This window comes from Streptomyces sp. NPDC101178, from assembly GCF_044767965.1.
In the GTDB taxonomy this organism is placed as follows: domain Bacteria; phylum Actinomycetota; class Actinomycetes; order Streptomycetales; family Streptomycetaceae; genus Streptomyces.
Map to the genome: position 1 here is coordinate 120,520 of NZ_JBIWOZ010000005.1, position 12,576 is coordinate 133,095.

General features: G+C 73.9%; 15 protein-coding genes. 3 read left to right on the forward strand and 12 right to left on the reverse strand.

The annotated features are described in order from the left end of the window. Positions 1 to 30: 30 nt before the first annotated feature. On the reverse strand, positions 31 to 984 hold the full coding sequence (locus tag ACIRR8_RS16250) for a polysaccharide deacetylase family protein (RefSeq protein ID WP_404064590.1): 954 nt from the start codon (positions 982 to 984) through the stop codon (positions 31 to 33). Positions 985 to 1,089: 105 nt separating this feature from the next. On the opposite strand from ACIRR8_RS16250, the gene ACIRR8_RS16255 reads away from it, so the two are divergent. Continuing rightward, positions 1,090 to 2,316 carry a methyltransferase domain-containing protein gene (locus ACIRR8_RS16255; RefSeq protein WP_404064593.1) on the forward strand — a complete coding sequence of 409 codons (1,227 nt, stop codon included), beginning with the start codon at positions 1,090 to 1,092 and terminating at the stop codon, positions 2,314 to 2,316. Here ACIRR8_RS16255 and ACIRR8_RS16260 read toward each other — a convergent pair. The 3 genes from ACIRR8_RS16260 to ACIRR8_RS16270 all read right to left on the reverse strand — a co-directional run bounded on the left by ACIRR8_RS16260 (position 2,234) and on the right by ACIRR8_RS16270 (position 5,043). After that, positions 2,234 to 2,965: a hypothetical protein gene (locus ACIRR8_RS16260; RefSeq protein ID WP_404064596.1), complete on the reverse strand. Its 732-nt coding sequence runs from the start codon at positions 2,963 to 2,965 to the stop codon at positions 2,234 to 2,236. The two genes, ACIRR8_RS16255 and ACIRR8_RS16260, sit on opposite strands and share 83 nt — an antisense overlap. Before the next feature lie 39 nt (positions 2,966 to 3,004). Next, complete coding sequence (locus ACIRR8_RS16265) at positions 3,005 to 3,469, reverse strand: VOC family protein (protein ID WP_404064599.1); 465 nt, start codon at positions 3,467 to 3,469, stop codon at positions 3,005 to 3,007. A gap of 77 nt (positions 3,470 to 3,546) precedes the next feature. Then, a complete protein-coding gene (locus ACIRR8_RS16270) occupies positions 3,547 to 5,043 on the reverse strand; it encodes an MFS transporter (protein WP_404064602.1) in 1,497 nt (498 codons plus the stop codon). A gap of 103 nt (positions 5,044 to 5,146) precedes the next feature. On the opposite strand from ACIRR8_RS16270, the gene ACIRR8_RS16275 reads away from it, so the two are divergent. Beyond that, the gene (locus tag ACIRR8_RS16275; protein ID WP_404064605.1) at positions 5,147 to 5,851 is read left to right on the forward strand and encodes a TetR/AcrR family transcriptional regulator; all 705 of its coding nucleotides are present in this window, start codon (positions 5,147 to 5,149) and stop codon (positions 5,849 to 5,851) included. 33 nt (positions 5,852 to 5,884) lie between these two features. Here the strand turns inward: ACIRR8_RS16275 and ACIRR8_RS16280 are convergent, their stop codons facing one another. From ACIRR8_RS16280 to tsaB, 4 genes are read right to left on the reverse strand one after another with little or no spacing between them, the layout of a single operon-like run. Beyond that, the gene (locus ACIRR8_RS16280; RefSeq protein WP_404064607.1) at positions 5,885 to 6,154 is read right to left on the reverse strand and encodes a hypothetical protein; all 270 of its coding nucleotides are present in this window, start codon (positions 6,152 to 6,154) and stop codon (positions 5,885 to 5,887) included. Further along, the gene (tsaD, locus tag ACIRR8_RS16285) at positions 6,151 to 7,260 is read right to left on the reverse strand and encodes a tRNA (adenosine(37)-N6)-threonylcarbamoyltransferase complex transferase subunit TsaD (RefSeq protein ID WP_404064610.1); all 1,110 of its coding nucleotides are present in this window, start codon (positions 7,258 to 7,260) and stop codon (positions 6,151 to 6,153) included. The genes ACIRR8_RS16280 and tsaD overlap by 4 nt, the downstream gene beginning before the upstream one ends. Continuing rightward, positions 7,260 to 7,745, reverse strand: a complete 486-nt coding sequence (gene rimI, locus ACIRR8_RS16290; protein WP_404065489.1) for a ribosomal protein S18-alanine N-acetyltransferase — start codon at positions 7,743 to 7,745, stop codon at positions 7,260 to 7,262. The genes tsaD and rimI overlap by 1 nt, the downstream gene beginning before the upstream one ends. 29 nt (positions 7,746 to 7,774) lie before the next feature. Beyond that, positions 7,775 to 8,425, reverse strand: coding sequence for a tRNA (adenosine(37)-N6)-threonylcarbamoyltransferase complex dimerization subunit type 1 TsaB (gene tsaB / locus ACIRR8_RS16295; protein ID WP_404065492.1), 651 nt, complete (start codon positions 8,423 to 8,425; stop codon positions 7,775 to 7,777). Positions 8,426 to 8,614: 189 nt separating this feature from the next. Between tsaB and ACIRR8_RS16300 the strand changes: the two genes are divergently transcribed. Then, positions 8,615 to 9,163, forward strand: a complete 549-nt coding sequence (locus ACIRR8_RS16300) for a hypothetical protein (RefSeq protein WP_404064613.1) — start codon at positions 8,615 to 8,617, stop codon at positions 9,161 to 9,163. 101 nt (positions 9,164 to 9,264) lie between these two features. Here the strand turns inward: ACIRR8_RS16300 and ACIRR8_RS16305 are convergent, their stop codons facing one another. The 4 genes from ACIRR8_RS16305 to alr all read right to left on the reverse strand — a co-directional run bounded on the left by ACIRR8_RS16305 (position 9,265) and on the right by alr (position 12,536). Then, positions 9,265 to 9,450 (reverse strand): hypothetical protein, encoded by a 186-nt coding sequence (locus ACIRR8_RS16305; protein ID WP_404064616.1) that lies wholly within the window; start codon positions 9,448 to 9,450, stop codon positions 9,265 to 9,267. A gap of 149 nt (positions 9,451 to 9,599) precedes the next feature. Next, the gene (gene tsaE, locus ACIRR8_RS16310) at positions 9,600 to 10,160 is read right to left on the reverse strand and encodes a tRNA (adenosine(37)-N6)-threonylcarbamoyltransferase complex ATPase subunit type 1 TsaE (protein WP_404064618.1); all 561 of its coding nucleotides are present in this window, start codon (positions 10,158 to 10,160) and stop codon (positions 9,600 to 9,602) included. After that, on the reverse strand, positions 10,126 to 11,337 hold the full coding sequence (locus tag ACIRR8_RS16315; RefSeq protein WP_404065495.1) for an alpha/beta fold hydrolase: 1,212 nt from the start codon (positions 11,335 to 11,337) through the stop codon (positions 10,126 to 10,128). Before ACIRR8_RS16315 ends, tsaE begins: the two co-directional genes overlap by 35 nt. A gap of 35 nt (positions 11,338 to 11,372) precedes the next feature. Continuing rightward, the gene (gene alr / locus ACIRR8_RS16320) at positions 11,373 to 12,536 is read right to left on the reverse strand and encodes an alanine racemase (protein ID WP_404064621.1); all 1,164 of its coding nucleotides are present in this window, start codon (positions 12,534 to 12,536) and stop codon (positions 11,373 to 11,375) included. Positions 12,537 to 12,576 lie beyond the last annotated feature (40 nt).

Genomic DNA, 12,576 nt, shown 5'->3' on the forward strand with positions numbered 1-12,576 from the left:
CGCGCCGTCCCGGCCGGGGCGGGGCGCCCCTCAGACGTAGTCCTCCAGCTTCGCCACCGCGTACCCCTTGTCCGTGATCGTCTTCATGACCAGGCGGATCATGTCCGGCATCGTGCCCTTCCAGGCGCCCTTGCCGCGGAAGTGGGTGAGGACGATGTCGCCGGGGTGCAGGTCCCGGTCCCACTCGCGCCACTCCATATGGTCGGCGAAGGCCTCGGCGGACCAGAGAGGTACGGCGGTGATGCCGCAGGACTTGGCGACGACGAGGGTGTCGCGGTTGTAGTTGCCGTACGGCGGGCGGAAGAGGGTCGGCCGCTTCCCGTACTGCTTGAGGATCTTCTCCTGCTGGCCGCAGATCTCCCGCTTCTGCTCGGCGTAGGAGAGGCCGGGCAGATAGCGGTGGTTGAGCGTGTGGTTGCTGATGACCACCCCGCGCTCCTGCATCTTCCTGAAGTAGCCGTAGTCGTCGTTGATGACGTAGTCGCTGACGAACGCGCTGTACGGGATGGACAGTTCGGTCATCATCCGCAGCAGCGCGGGATCCTTCTCCGCACCGTCGTCCATGGTGAGGAAGACGATCTTCTCCTTGGTGGGGACGGTGGTGAAGACCGGCGGCAGCCCCTCGTCGTCCCGGACCTCGAACCCCTTACGGGTGGTGATGCGCGGCTTCACCTTCGGCGGTTCGGGCGCCGCGAGCGGGACCTTGGCCAGCCCCCACTTCTTCGCGGCGACGGCCCGTGCGGCCTGTTTCCGCTTGAGCTCCTCGGCGTATACGTCCGGAGCGCGGGCGGGCCCGCCCTGCGCGGCCTCGCCCTGCTGGCCGGCGGCGGGCTTCGCCGGTCCGCCCGGGGCTTCCGCACCGCCGCCGGCCGTCTCCGCCGCGCAGGCCGAGGTGACGGTGGCGGCCAGGAGGGCCGCCAGCACGACGGAGACCGGCCGGTGCCGCTTCGTGGGTGATTTTCCTTTTTGTCGTACTAGCTGCATGGCGCCGCATCCTGCCAGCCGCCCGTCCGCCGCCCGTCCCGACACCGCGAGAGGGCCGCGCCCGTCGCCCGACCGGCGGACAGGGGCCGGCGCGCACCGGCCACAATGGACCGGGTGAACGCATCGACCCCCTCCGCCCCCTCGGCCGGCGACCCCGCCCGCGCCGCCTTCGCCGCGCTGCGCACCCCCGAGGGCGGGCACCTGCTGGCCGAGCTGCGCGACCACGACCCGGCCGACGAGCTGGCCACCGCGACCCGGCTGCGGCGTACGCACCCGGCGGAGCTGGTGTCGGCGGCGCTCGGCCAGGCCCGGCTGCGGCAGCGGGCGGTGGCGAAGTTCGGGGCGGAGGACGCGTACCGGATGTACTTCACGCCCAACGGCGTCGAACAGGCCACCCGTACCTCGGTGGCGGAACACCGGGCCGACCGGTTCGCCGCGCTCGGCGTGCGGAGCGTGGCGGACCTGTGCTGCGGCATCGGCGGCGACGCCATCGCGCTGGCCCGCGCCGGGATCGCCGTCCTCGCCGTCGACCGCGACCCGCTCACCGCCGAGGTGGCCCGCGCCAACGCGGAGGCGCTCGGCCTGGGCGGGCTGATCGAGGTGCGGTGCGCCGACGTCACGGAGATCGACACCTCTCCGTACGACGCCGTCTTCGTGGACCCGGCCCGGCGCGGCGGACGCGGCAGGATCTTCGACCCGGAGGCGTACTCACCGCCGCTCTCCTGGGCCACGGCCGCCGCGCTGAAGGCCCCGCGCGCCGCGCTGAAGATCGCGCCCGGCATCCCGCACGAGGCGATCGGCCCGGAGGCGGAGGCCGAGTGGATCTCGGACGGCGGAGACGTGAAGGAGGCGGTGCTCTGGTACGGGGAGGGCATCGCGCCCGGCTCGTTCCGGGCCACGCTGCTGCCGTCCGGCGCCACCCTGACCGCCCCGGCCCCGCTGCCCGCCCCGCCGGTGGGCCCGGTCGGGCGCTATCTGTACGAGCCGGACGGCGCGGTGATCCGGGCGCACCTGGTCGCCGGCATCGTCGAGCGGTGCGGCGGACGGCTGGTGGACGAGACGATCGCGTACGTCACGAGCGATGTGCCGTACTCCTCGCCGTACGTCGCCGGGTACGAGATCACCGATCAGCTGCCGTTCAACATGAAGAGGCTGAAGGCGCTGCTGCGGGAGCGTCAGGTCGGCGTGCTGACCGTCAAGAAGCGCGGTTCGGCGGTCGAGCCGGAGGAGCTGCGGCGCCGGATGAAGCTCAGCGGCCCGAACGCGGCGACGGTGTTCCTGACCCGGGTGGCCGGGGCTCCGACGATGCTGATCGGCCGCCCGCTGGGGTGAGCGCGGCCGGGGTGGGCCGGTCCGGGGCAGGCGCCGTCAGGACGCGCAGTACCCAGCGGCGGTGCGCCAACGCCTTGACGGCGCCGATGAGTCCGGTGAGCCAGGCGGCCATGCCGAGGCCCATGATCAGGGCGACCATGCCGTACGTGTGGTCGCCGGGCCGGGCGCTCGCCGGGCCGACCACGCAGAGCGCCAGCCCGCCCGCCGCCAGGACGAACGACAGCAGCAGCCAGAGCAGGCTCATCCCCGGCAGCCGCAACTCCCGGTCGCGCTCCGGATCCCGGTCCAGCGCGCCCCACTCCACGAGCAGCGCGCGGATCTCCCGGTCCCGGGCGACGTGGAGGGAGGCCAGGACGACGGCGGGGATCAGCGCGCCCGCCCCGAGGAGCAGGGACAGGATTCCGGCGATCCCGCTGAAGAAGTCCGCCGCCGCCTGCTCGACCATGACGAGTCCGGACCCCACGAGCAGCCAGCCGAACGCGGCGAGCCCGGCCCACATCAGCAGCACACCGAGCCGCCCCGGCCCCAGGTGCATCCGCACCAGCGCGTGAAGGATCACCGCCCGGTCGGCGAGCATCGCCTCGCGGTCCGGCCAGGTCCGGATCTCCACGGGAGGCGGGGGCGGGGGCAGGGTGGGGCGGGATGACATGGACCAGACACTATCCGGGGCGGCCCGGAGCCCCGTGGCTCAGGCGTCCCGCAGCGCCTGGACGTCCAGCTTCCGCATCCCGAGCATCGCCTTCATCGTGCGCTCGGCCTTCGCCGGGTCCGGGTCGGCGAGCAGCTTGGGCAGCTCGTTCGGGACGATCTGCCAGGAGACGCCGTACCGGTCCTTGAGCCAGCCGCACTGGCTCTCCTCGCCGCCCTCCGAGAGCGCGGTCCAGAACCGGTCCACCTCGGCCTGGTCGGCGCAGTCCACGGAGAGCGAGATCGCCTCGGTGAACGGGAACTGCGGGCCGCCGTTGAGGCCCAGGTACTCCTGGCCCGCGAGCCGGAAGCTGACGGTGAGGACGGAGCCGGTCTCGCCGGGGGCCTCTTCGCCGTAGTAGCTGATGTCCAGGATGCGGGAGTCGCCGCCGAAGATCGCGATGTAGTGCTCGGCGGCCTCCTTCGCCTGGCCGTCGTACCAGAGGCAGGGGGTGATCTTCTGCATGATGGTCGTCTCCTCGTCCGGCCGCCCCGTGGTCGGGACGGACCTCCTGGAAGGTGGACCGGCCGACGCGCCCGAACTCATCGGTCCGTCGCGTCGCCTCCATGCTCCGCCGCGACGGCCTCGCCGGCCACCGGACCGCCGAAGCCCCGCCCCTCCCCCGGGAGCAGGACGTACGCCGCCAGCGCGGCCACCGCCAGGAGCCCCGCCGCGACCCAGAACGCGGCCGCGTACCCGGAGGCCAGAGCGGTACGTCCGGTGGCGTCACCCGTGACCTGGGCGGCGACGGTGACCAGCACCGCCAGCCCGAGCGAACCGCCCACCTGGCGCGAGCTGTTGAGCAGCCCGGAGGCCATGCCGGTCTCGCCGGGCACCACGTCGGTGGTGGCGGCCGTGCCGAGCGGGACGAAGCAGAGGCCGATGCCGAGCGAGCAGAGCAGCGACGGGCCGAGGATCGCGGTGAGGAAGGAGCCGTCGGCCGTGGCGGTGGCCGCGAACCAGCCCATCCCGAGCGCCGCCAGCGCGCCGCCCACGGCCATCAGCCGCCGGATGCCGAGGACCGCGACGGCGCGGGTGGCGAGGAGAGCGCCCGCGACGACGCCCACGCAGAACGGCAGGAACGCGAACCCGGTGGCGGTCGGCCCGTAACCGAGGACCAGCTGCAGGTGGAGCGAGACGAAGTAGAACGCGCCGAACTGGGCCGAGGCCAGCAGCAGGCAGAACAGGTTGGCGGTGAGCACCGGCCGCCCGCGCAGCAGGCCGGGCCGGAGCAGAGGCGACTCCGTACGGAGTTCCACGGCGGTGAAGGCGGCCAGCAGGAGCACCGCCGCGCCGAGCGTGGAGAGTGTGACGGCCGAGGACCAGCCGTCGTCCGAGGCGCGTACGAGTCCGAGGACCAGCAGCGTCGTCCCGGCCGTGGCGAGGAGTGCTCCGGCGAGGTCCAGCCGGGCGCCGGTCCGCCGCCGCCCGCCGACCGGTCCGGTGCGCGCGGCGGCGGCCAGGGCGAAGGCGACGATCGGCACGTTGACGAGCATCACGGCCCGCCAGCCCGCCGCGTCGGTGAGCACGCCGCCCGCCAGCACCCCGACCGCGCCGCCCGCCGCACCCGCCATGCCCCAGAGCCCGAGCGCCCGGGAGCGGGCGGGCCCGGCCGGGAAGGCGAGGGTGATCAGGGCGAACGCCACCGGCGCGAGGGCCGCGGCGCCGACGCCCTGGACGGCTCGCGCGGCCACCAGCGACCCGGGCGACCAGGCGAGGCCGCCGGCCAGACTGGCTAGCCCGAAGAGGGCGAGCCCGGCTCTCAGGACGCGGCGCGGACCGGCCAGGTCGGCGAGCCTGCCGCCGAGCAGGAGGAGCCCGCCGAAGGCGAGGGCGTACGCGTTCACCACCCAGAGCAGCCCGTCCCGGCCGAAGCCGAAATCGCCGCCGATGTCGGGCAGGGCGACGTTCACCACGGACATGTCCAGCGACACCAGGAACTGCACGGTGAGTGCCACCACCAGCAGCCACCGCGCCTGCCGCGCGGCCGCCCCGTCCGCCTCCTTCTCCGACCCGCCTGCCACCGTGCCGCCGCCCATGACGCGCCCTCCCCTTCGCCACCCTCGGCCGGAGAATTACCATACACGTATAGAAACTAAACCCGCCGGTCCGGAGAAGGACCCGAAAGGGGAGAATGCCGGGGTGTCATGCAGCGAGAAGACCGAGAAGCAGAGCCGGAAGACCGAGCGGAAGAAGAAACCCGTGGGCCGCCCCCGCAGGCTCGACCCCGACGTGATGGTCACCACCGCGCGCCGCATCGTCGAGGAGGAGGGCGTGGACGCGCTGTCCATGCGGCGGGTGGCGAAGGAGCTGGGCTCCACGCCGATGGCGCTGTACCACTACGTGCAGGACAAGGACGAGCTCCTCATGCTCACCCTCTCCGGCACCGCGGCCGCCTTCCCGCGCCCCGAGCTGCCCGAGGACCCGCGCGAGCGGCTGGTGGCGGTGGCCGCGCACATGCACGACATCATCGGCCGCATCCCCTGGGTACTGGACATCCTGGCGCTCGGCGAGCTGACCGACCGGAACGCGCTGTGGATGGTGGAGGAGATCATCGACTGCGCCCTGGCCTGCGGCCTCTCCCCCGCCCGCGCGGTGCGGGCGTACCGGACGATCTGGAGTTACGTCTACGGCGACCTGGTCTTCCGCAGAGCGGCGGCCCGCCGGGCGGAGCAGCCCTCGCGCCGGGAGTTCTTCCCGGAGATGGTCACGGAGAAGGACGCGCTGGAGCTGCCCCGGCTGACCGAGGTGAGGGAGCACTGGCGGGAGTACGCCGCCGACTACGAGACCGCCGCCGAACTGGACGCGATCGTGGAGGGGCTGATCAGCCGAGGGGCGCGGGGCTGACGGGCCTCGTCAAGACGCCGCTGAAGGCGCCCCTCACCCCACCGCCTCGAACCGCCACCGGTGCACCGGCCGGGTGATCAGGGCGGCGTCGGGCTCGGGGAGTTCGGGGAGGTCGTCGGCGTACGACGCCTGCTCCCACCACGTCATGACCAGCACCCGGTCCTGCGGGGCGCGCAGGAGTTCGCGGCGGGCGGGCTCGCGGGAGAGTTCCGCGGACCGGGCCCGCGCCCACTCCAGGAGCTCGCTGCCACGGCCCTCCACGGCGCGCGCCTCCCACATCAGGACGATGGTCGCGGCGCTCATGAGTACAGGTTGTCCTTGCTGATCTCGTGCACGTGGTCGTGGTCATGCGCGTGCTGGTGCTTCCCCGGAACGTGCGGTTCCGTCACCGGCAGCGAGGAGTCCGCCGACAGCTCCAGGTCGGACGGGCGCCGGTTGCGGGCGACCATCTCCGCGCCGAGCGCCGCGACCATCGCGCCGTTGTCCGTGCAGAGCCCCGGTCGCGGCACCCGCAGCCGGATGCCGGCCCGCTCGCACCGCTCCTGGGCCAGCGCGCGGAGCCGGGAGTTGGCCGCCACCCCGCCGCCGATCATCAGGTGGTCGACGCCCTCGTCCTTGCAGGCCCGGACCGCCTTCCGGGTGAGCACGTCCACCACGGCCTCCTGGAAGGACGCCGCCACATCCCGTACCGGCACCTCCTCGCCCGCCACCCGCTTCGCCTCGATCCAGCGCGCGACCGAGGTCTTCAGGCCGGAGAAGGAGAAGTCGTACGGGGCGTCGCGCGGGCCGGTCAGGCCGCGTGGGAACGCGATGGCCGCCGGGTCGCCCTCGCGCGCCAGGCGGTCGATGACCGGGCCGCCGGGGAAGCCGAGGTCCAGCACCCGGGCGATCTTGTCGAACGCCTCGCCCGCCGCGTCGTCGATCGTCGCGCCGAGCGGCCGCACGTCGCTGGTGATGTCGGGCGCGAGCAGGAGCGAGGAGTGGCCGCCGCTGACCAGGAGCGCCATGGTCGGCTCGGGCAGCGGGCCGTGTTCCAGCTGGTCGACGCAGATGTGCGAGGCGAGGTGGTTGACCCCGTAGAGCGGCTTGTTCAGGGCGTACGCGTACGCCTTCGCGGCCGACACGCCGACCAGCAGCGCGCCCGCGAGCCCGGGGCCGGAGGTGACCGCGATCCCGTCCAGGTCGCGGGCGCTGACGCCGGCCTGTTTCAGGGCGCGCTCGATGGTGGGGACCATCGCCTCCAGGTGGGCGCGGGAGGCGATCTCCGGGACGACGCCGCCGAAGCGGGCATGGGTGTCGACGCTGGAGGCGACGGCGTCCGCGAGCAGGGTGGTTCCGCGCACGATGCCGACGCCGGTCTCGTCGCAGGAGGTCTCGATGCCGAGTACGAGGGGTTCGTCGGCAGCCATCATTCAGTCCCGGTCTCTGGTGCGATTTCCGTTGCGTGTTCGTGCATGGTGAGGCGCATGACGAGCGCGTCGATGTTCCCCGGCTGGTAGTAGCCGCGCCGGAAGCCGATCGGCTCGAAGCCGAACCGCTCGTACAGCTTCTGCGCGCGCGTGTTGTCGACCCGGACCTCGAGGAGCACGGTGGCGCACTCGAAGGCGGTCGCGGCCTTCAGCAGGTCGGCGAGGAGTTCGGAGCCGAGGCCGGTGCCCCACGCCTCGCGGCTGACGGCGATGGTCTGGACGTCGGAGAGGTCGCCGAGGGCGGCGAGCCCGGCGTACCCGGTGATCTTGCCGGTGGCCGGCTCCTCGGCGACGACGTAGTGACGGGTGGCGCCGGGGCCGCGCGCGTGGGCCAGCTCGGACCAGAACATGCCGGGTGACCAGGCGTCGTCCGGGAAGAGCGCGTGCTCCAGCTCCAGGACGGGTTCGATGTCCCACCAGCGCATCTCGCGCAGCACGGTCGTGACGGCGGTGCTCACCGGGGAGTGACCACCTTGTAGTTCTTCGGGACCTGCGCGTCGGGCCGGCGCAGATAGAGCGGCTGCGGCTCCAGCAGCTCCTGCCCCGCCGCGAGCCGTTCGGCGGCGAGCGCGGCGAGCGCGCCGGCGGCCACGTGCTCGGGGCCGCGGGCGTCCGGGAAGGCGTCCGGGTAGAGCACCGCGCCCTGGCCGACCACGGGGAGCCCGGCGAGCGCCCCGGCGATGTCGGCGGGCCGGTCGACGGCCGGATCACCCGTACGGGTGCGGGCGTCCTCGTACCGCGCCCAGTACACCTCCTTGCGCCGCGCGTCCGTCGCCACGGCGAAGGGCCCGTCCAGGCCGCCGTCCCCTCCGGCGGCGTACGCCAGTCCGTCCAGGGTGCAGATCCCGTGTACGGGGACGTCGAGGGCGGAGCCGAAGGTGGCGGCGGTGACCAGGCCGACCCGCAGCCCGGTGTACGGGCCGGGGCCGACGCCCACGACCACGCCCGTCACGGCGTCGAGCTTCACACCGGCCTCGGCGAGGACCCGGTCGACGGCGGGCAGCAGCAGTTCGCCGTGCCTGCGGGCGTCGACCTGGCCGGAGGCGGCGATGACGGACGCCCCGTCGTGCAGGGCGACGGTGACGGCGGGCGTGGCGGTATCCATGGCGAGCAAGAGCACGCAAACAGCCTACGGCTCCGCCGACGGCGGTACGGCGCCCGTCCGGCGTCCCGGCCTGCCCGCCGCCTGCTGCTAACGTCACCGGGTATCCGCGGGTACGACGTAAACGCTTGTACGACATGCGGCAGGGCGCGGTCGAAAGGGGAGTTCACGGTGTCAAGGGGAAGCTCGGGAATGGTGGCCGGGCTCACTGCGGCGGCGGTCGTCGTGGTCGGCGTCCTCGCCTACCAGGCATCGGCGAACGCACCCGATTCGGTGGCGTCCTCCTCCTCGGCCACTCCGAAGACCTCGGCCTCCGCCTCCGCGCAGCCGACCGCGAAGCCGAAGCCCGAACAGGACCCCTTGGCCGTCCCGGCGGCCTCGGGCACCGGCGAGCGCGTCGTCTACGCGCTGAAGGACCGGCGGGTCTGGCTGGTGGAGGACGACGGCAAGGCGCTCCGCACGTTCACGGTGATGCCGAGCCCCGTCAGCCCGCCGCCCGGCACCTACCGGGTCTCCTCGCGCTCGGGCACGGTCCAGGGTTCGGACGGCGTCCCGATCGAGCACGTGGTGCGGTTCGCCAACGTCGGCGAGGTCGCGGTGGGCTTCAGCGCGGCGCAGGACGGCTCGATGGAGGCCCCGGACCCGGCGTCGAAGACCGGCGGCGTACGGATGAAGCGGGCGGACGGCAACGCGATGTGGACCTTCGCGACGGTCGGCGCCAAGGTGGTCGTGGTCCCGTAGCCCGCGCGGCCCGGCGCGACCGCACCGCGGCCTCGGACCCGTAACGCGTTTTTACGCGCAGCCCCGTAGCGCGTTCCTACGCCGCGGCCCGTCCCGCGTTCTTACGCCGCCCGGCGCCGCTCAGCGCTCCCGTCGCCGGTCTCCTCGTCACCGTCGGCCGCGTCCCGCTCGCTCGGCGGGGTGGAGACCGCGGTGGCCGCCGCGCACGAGGCGAGCAGATCCTTCATCGACAGGTCGGACGGCGTCGGCTGCTGCCGCGGCTGCTCCGCACGCTCGGGCGTCGGCATGGATGCCTCCTGGGTTCCGGTGGAGGTCGTGGTTAGGCAGACCTAACCACGTCTCGTACCCATGTGACCACGACCACGGTCCCGTGCGCAACAATTTACCGACAGTCCGTCGGGAAGTGATCTCCGCGTGCGCCCCGGCCGGACACGCCCTACGCCAGCTCCTCCCGCAGCCCCGCCCAGCGCTGGCCGATGCCGACCAGCGTCACCTCGCGCCGCTCGTCGTCCGTGTCGCCCTTCGCTCGGTCGATGAGCACCCGCAGCCGGTCCTCGGCCAGCTCCTCCACCTTGCCGTCGCCCCACTCCACGACCACCACCGACTCCGGCAGCGACACATCGAGGTCCAGGTCCTCCATCTCGTCGAGCCCGCCGCCGAGGCGGTACGCGTCGACGTGGACCAGGGCGGGTCCTTCCACCAGGGAGGGGTGGACGCGGGCGATGACGAAGGTGGGCGAGGTGACCGCGCCGCGCACGCCGAGGCCCTCGCCGAGCCCCCGGGTCAGCGTCGTCTTACCGGCGCCCAGCTCGCCCGTGAGCATGACCAGGTCGCCGGGGGCCAGGACGCGGGCGAGGCGGCGGCCCAGGTCCTGCATCCGCTCGGGCGACTCGACGGTGAGCGTGACGGTGACGGCCTCGGGAACGGCCTCGGTGACGGCTGCCGGAACGGCCGTCCCCGGGCTAGCGGCGGCCGGGCTGCTGTGCGGTGCTTCCATGCTCGCCAACGTTAGCGGCAGCCACCGCTCCGCCGCGTACGAGCAGGTCGGCCAGCCGGTCGGTGACCGCCTCCGGGTGCTCCAGCATCACCAGGTGCCCGGCGTCCGGCACCAGGACCAGCTCGGCCTCCGGCAGCACGTCCGCGATGGCCTCGCTGTGCGAGCTGGGGGTGACCAGATCCTTCTCTCCGGCCAGGATCAGCACCGGCAGGTCCCGGAAGACGGGCAGCGCGCCGCTCTTGTCGTGCTCGGTGAAGGCCGGATAGAACTCGGCGACCACGTCGATCGGGGTCGACTCGATCAGCCGCTCCGCGAACCGGGCGACCGCCGGGTCCACGTCCCGCGAGCTGAACGAGTACCGCTTGATCAGCCCGGCGAAGAGGTCGGCGGTGGCCCGGCGCCCCTTCTCCACCAGCTCCGCCTGCGTCCCCAGCGCCCGCAGCACCCCCGGCAGCACCCGGCGCACCGCCCGCACGCCCGCCACCGGCAGCCCGAAGTTGACCTCGCCGAGCTTGCCGCTGGAGGTGCCGACGAACGCCACGGCCGCGACCCGGTCGCGGATGAGGGCCGGGTACTGGTCGGCCAGCGCCATCATCGTCATGCCGCCCATGGAGTGGCCGACGAGCACGACGCGCCCTTCGGGGGCCGCCGCGTCGATGACGGCCTTCAGGTCGCGGCCCAGCTGGTCGATGGCGACGGGCACCCCGTCCGCCTGGGCGCGCCCGCGCTCGGAGCGGCCGTGGCTGCGCTGGTCCCAGTAGACGGCCCGGACGAGGCCGCGCAGGGCGGCGCGCTGGAAGTGCCAGGAGTCCTGGCCGAGGCAGTAGCCGTGGCTGAAGACGACGGTGACGGGGGCGGGGGCCTTGCGCCCGAAGAGCCGGCGGCGGCGGTTGCCCTCGGAGCCGGTCCGGTCTTCCGGCTGCGCGGGCTCGACCTCGTCGACCTCGTAGTACAGCTCGGTCCCGTCGTCGGCGACGGCCCGGCCCGGTGCCCCGCGCAGGGAGCCGTACGGTCCGGTCGCGTCCAGCGCGAGGCGGGCCTTCTTGCGCATCCCGCGCCCGACGGTGAGCCGCTCCACGGCGACCCCGGCCGCCGCACCGGCGGCGAGCACTCCTATCGCGGCCCCGGCCACGCCCGCCCGGCGCCAGCCGGGTGCCGTCGCGGCGGCCACCGCCATGACGTCCCCCGCCACCGCCCCCGCGCTGCTGTCACTCACGGTCCCGTGCCCCCGCTCGGTTCTGCCGTCTCGTTCACGTACACCCTCGGTACCCGGCCGCCGATCCGGGTGACGATCTCGTACCCGATCGTGTCGGCGGCCACCGCCCAGTCCTCGACGGTCGGCTCGCCGCGGTCGCCCGGTCCGAACAGCACGGCCTCCGCGCCCGGTTCGGGCCGGTCGCCGCCCAGGTCGACGACGAACTGGTCCATGGCGACGCGGCCCGCCGCCGTACGGACCGTGCCGCCGACCAGGACGGGCCCGCGCCCCGACGCGTGGCGCGGGACGCCGTCCGCGTAGCCGACCGGGATGAGGCCGAGCGTGGTCTCGGCGGAGGTGGCGTAGTGGTGGCCGTAGCTGACGCCGTGTCCGGCCGGGACGTCCTTGACCAGCGCGACGGCGGCGGCGAGCGTCATCACCGGGCGCAGTCCCAGCTCGGCGGGGGTGCCCAGCTCGGGGGCGGGTGAGACGCCGTACATCGCGATGCCGGTCCGTACGAGGTCGAAGTGCGCCTCCGGAAGCGTCAGCGTGGCCGGGGAGTTGGCCAGGTGGCGCACCTCGGGCTCGACGCCCTCCTTCTCGGCGTACGCGACCATGTCCCGGAACGCGGCGAGCTGGGCGGCGTTGGCCGGGTGGCCGGGCTCGTCGGCGCAGGCGAAGTGGGACCAGAGGCCGGTGATCCGGATGGTGCCGGTCCGCTCGGCGGCGCGGGCCTCGGCGACGAGTTCCGGCCAGTCGGCGGGCTGGCAGCCGCCCCGGCCGAGGCCGGTGTCGGCCTTGAGCTGGACGCGGGCCGGGCGGTCGGCTCCGGCCGCGAGGATCTCGCGCAGCGCCCACAGCGCGCTGACCGACACGTCGATGTCGGCCTCGATCGCCTCGCGCCAGGGCCCGCCCGGCGTCCAGAGCCAGCACATGATCGGACCGTCGAGCCCGGCGGCCCGCAGTGCGAGGGCCTCGTGCGGGGTGGCGGTGCCGAGCCAGGTGGCCCCGGCCTCGCGGGCGGCGCGGGCCACGGGCACGGCCCCGTGCCCGTACCCGTCGGACTTCACCACGGCCATGAGCTGTGCCCCGGCCGCGCGCTCGCGCAGGGCGCGCACATTGGCGCGCAGCGCGGCGAGGTCGATCTCGGCACGGGCTCTCAGGGACGCGGTCTCGTTCATCGCGCCCAGTCTCTCAGAGGCACCCGCCGCCTCCCCGGCA

What these genes read in the sequence shown, in the direction of transcription:
- ACIRR8_RS16250 (WP_404064590.1), bottom strand. Translation starts at nt 984, where the DNA reads ATGCAGCTAGTACGACAAAAAGGAAAATCACCCACGAAGCGGCACCGG.
- ACIRR8_RS16255 (WP_404064593.1), top strand. Translation starts at nt 1,090, where the DNA reads ATGGACCGGGTGAACGCATCGACCCCCTCCGCCCCCTCGGCCGGCGAC.
- ACIRR8_RS16260 (WP_404064596.1), bottom strand. Translation starts at nt 2,965, where the DNA reads ATGTCATCCCGCCCCACCCTGCCCCCGCCCCCGCCTCCCGTGGAGATC.
- ACIRR8_RS16265 (WP_404064599.1), bottom strand. Translation starts at nt 3,469, where the DNA reads ATGCAGAAGATCACCCCCTGCCTCTGGTACGACGGCCAGGCGAAGGAG.
- ACIRR8_RS16270 (WP_404064602.1), bottom strand. Translation starts at nt 5,043, where the DNA reads ATGGGCGGCGGCACGGTGGCAGGCGGGTCGGAGAAGGAGGCGGACGGG.
- ACIRR8_RS16280 (WP_404064607.1), bottom strand. Translation starts at nt 6,154, where the DNA reads ATGAGCGCCGCGACCATCGTCCTGATGTGGGAGGCGCGCGCCGTGGAG.
- tsaD (WP_404064610.1), bottom strand. Translation starts at nt 7,260, where the DNA reads ATGGCTGCCGACGAACCCCTCGTACTCGGCATCGAGACCTCCTGCGAC.
- rimI (WP_404065489.1), bottom strand. Translation starts at nt 7,745, where the DNA reads ATGCGCTGGTGGGACATCGAACCCGTCCTGGAGCTGGAGCACGCGCTC.
- tsaB (WP_404065492.1), bottom strand. Translation starts at nt 8,425, where the DNA reads ATGGATACCGCCACGCCCGCCGTCACCGTCGCCCTGCACGACGGGGCG.
- ACIRR8_RS16300 (WP_404064613.1), top strand. Translation starts at nt 8,615, where the DNA reads ATGGTGGCCGGGCTCACTGCGGCGGCGGTCGTCGTGGTCGGCGTCCTC.
- ACIRR8_RS16305 (WP_404064616.1), bottom strand. Translation starts at nt 9,450, where the DNA reads ATGCCGACGCCCGAGCGTGCGGAGCAGCCGCGGCAGCAGCCGACGCCG.
- tsaE (WP_404064618.1), bottom strand. Translation starts at nt 10,160, where the DNA reads ATGGAAGCACCGCACAGCAGCCCGGCCGCCGCTAGCCCGGGGACGGCC.
- ACIRR8_RS16315 (WP_404065495.1), bottom strand. Translation starts at nt 11,337, where the DNA reads ATGGCGGTGGCCGCCGCGACGGCACCCGGCTGGCGCCGGGCGGGCGTG.
- alr (WP_404064621.1), bottom strand. Translation starts at nt 12,536, where the DNA reads ATGAACGAGACCGCGTCCCTGAGAGCCCGTGCCGAGATCGACCTCGCC.